Origin of the sequence: Alicyclobacillus tolerans, from assembly GCF_900142255.1 — a bacterium.
Classification (GTDB): domain Bacteria; phylum Bacillota; class Bacilli; order Alicyclobacillales; family Alicyclobacillaceae; genus Alicyclobacillus_I; species Alicyclobacillus_I tolerans.
The window spans coordinates 1-1520 of the sequence record NZ_FRAF01000063.1 but is presented as its reverse complement, the minus strand read 5'-3'; the positions used below and the strand labels follow the sequence as shown (position 1 = coordinate 1520).

Sequence of the window (1520 nt, the reverse complement as noted above, 5' to 3'; positions counted from 1 at the left end):
TGGTTGTTACTCCAAGACATGTAGCCCGCTACCATGACCAAACCTGCCGCCAACGCAATTAACCCATATAGCAACCATCTGCTGACAGAACCCATGATTTCCTCTCCTCCATCATCTTGTCGCCAAATTTTGCTGCGTGATGTGTACCAAACTCTGACCTGCACTCGTGCTGGCGCTTTGCTTTTCCGCAGCAACCCCACTCACCACATTCGAGAGAACGGGTAATATCACCGCTAAAAGCAAAAGCAAACCCAAAATTGCCCGCCTGGTGACAGACACTTGTATCCCTCCTTTCCGGCTAACTTTATCGTAACAAATTATACAGAATAAAAAGCGCCAAAAAAGTGCCATAATGTATCAAACACTATTGCAGGAATATCTCAAAAGTCATATGCTAAAGATAATAAAAGCGGAAGGGCGAGGCTGGCTAGAACCAGCCCTTCCGCTGGGACGTTAAGAGCGGCGATTACGGGTGGTGTCCCTGCCGCTCTTTCGTGTTTTTCCCTTAGAATGCCGCTTGATTCTTCGTGTGGATGCCCACTGTACCAAAGCAGTACATAGACCTATCACAGAAGTGATCAAACTAATCCAAGAGTTGAACACATTCACGCCCCTCACCCCCTTTCTTGCGGGAGTGAAGGCGGAAATTACGCACCTTCCATGTGTCATTCTATCAAAAAAGCCCTACACGCGTAGGGCGCTTCTTATCCTATTTTTAGTTAAATAGACAACCCACCAGGCAAATCAGAGGCTGACTGCATTCCTAATGCATCTAATACATAAAGCGGCATCAAGGTAGTCTTGCTAGCTGGTATTCCCGTTGTATCTCCAAATGCATTTTCGTCCAACGAATTCAGTCCTATCGAAAATCCTACGCCTGGTTGAAAAGGTATGTTAAATGTTTTTCCACCGTAATCACCAGCACCATTTGGTCCTCCTTGATATCCGTAAGCCCAGTTTCCGTAATTAACATCCCATGCCACATTTGTCGGACTTCCTTCGGTGTTGGGTAACGTCAACAACCAATCGTTCCCCGACTTTTGGAGCGTCACCTGGTCATAAAACTTCGCATCTTGGGTCAATACCGCCTCATAGTCCGCCAAGGTATAGGGCGACTGCGCATTCACTTCGTCCGCATACGCCACATAATAGCAAGTTAACGGCATATGCAATTCATAGGCTCCATCAGGCAACACTTTATATCCATTCAACCACCACTGGAGATTCGACAGCACCGTTTGCGCTTGGCTTGGTGTTAAGGTTTGGTTGGCACTCGTAACCCCTGTAGTGTCGTAGAGACCATTGATTTGTCCCCAAACGAACGGATTCGTCGAAGCCGTATACTGTATGCTGAACCAGTGGAAAGATGGTGCAGTTTCCCCATACCCTTGAGCCTCATACCCAATTGCATGAGATGCCCAATCGGACAGGTAATTGGCAACATCTCCTGCTGTGACGGGCGCAGTAGCACTTGGCATCACTCCAGCTTCGCTCATTGTTGGATGCGTATACACATCCCA

At 47.5% G+C, this 1520-nt stretch carries 1 protein-coding gene and 1 pseudogene; both read right to left on the bottom strand.

Annotated features, from left to right (window positions below; genetic code table 11):
• Positions 1-111 precede the first annotated feature (111 nt).
• Positions 112-279 carry a hypothetical protein gene (locus BUA75_RS16035; RefSeq protein WP_165612062.1) on the bottom strand — a complete coding sequence of 56 codons (168 nt, stop codon included), beginning with the start codon at positions 277-279 and terminating at the stop codon, positions 112-114.
• Positions 280-719: 440 nt separating this feature from the next.
• Positions 720-1520 (bottom strand): annotated as a pseudogene (locus BUA75_RS16030) (hypothetical protein); the annotation flags it as partial.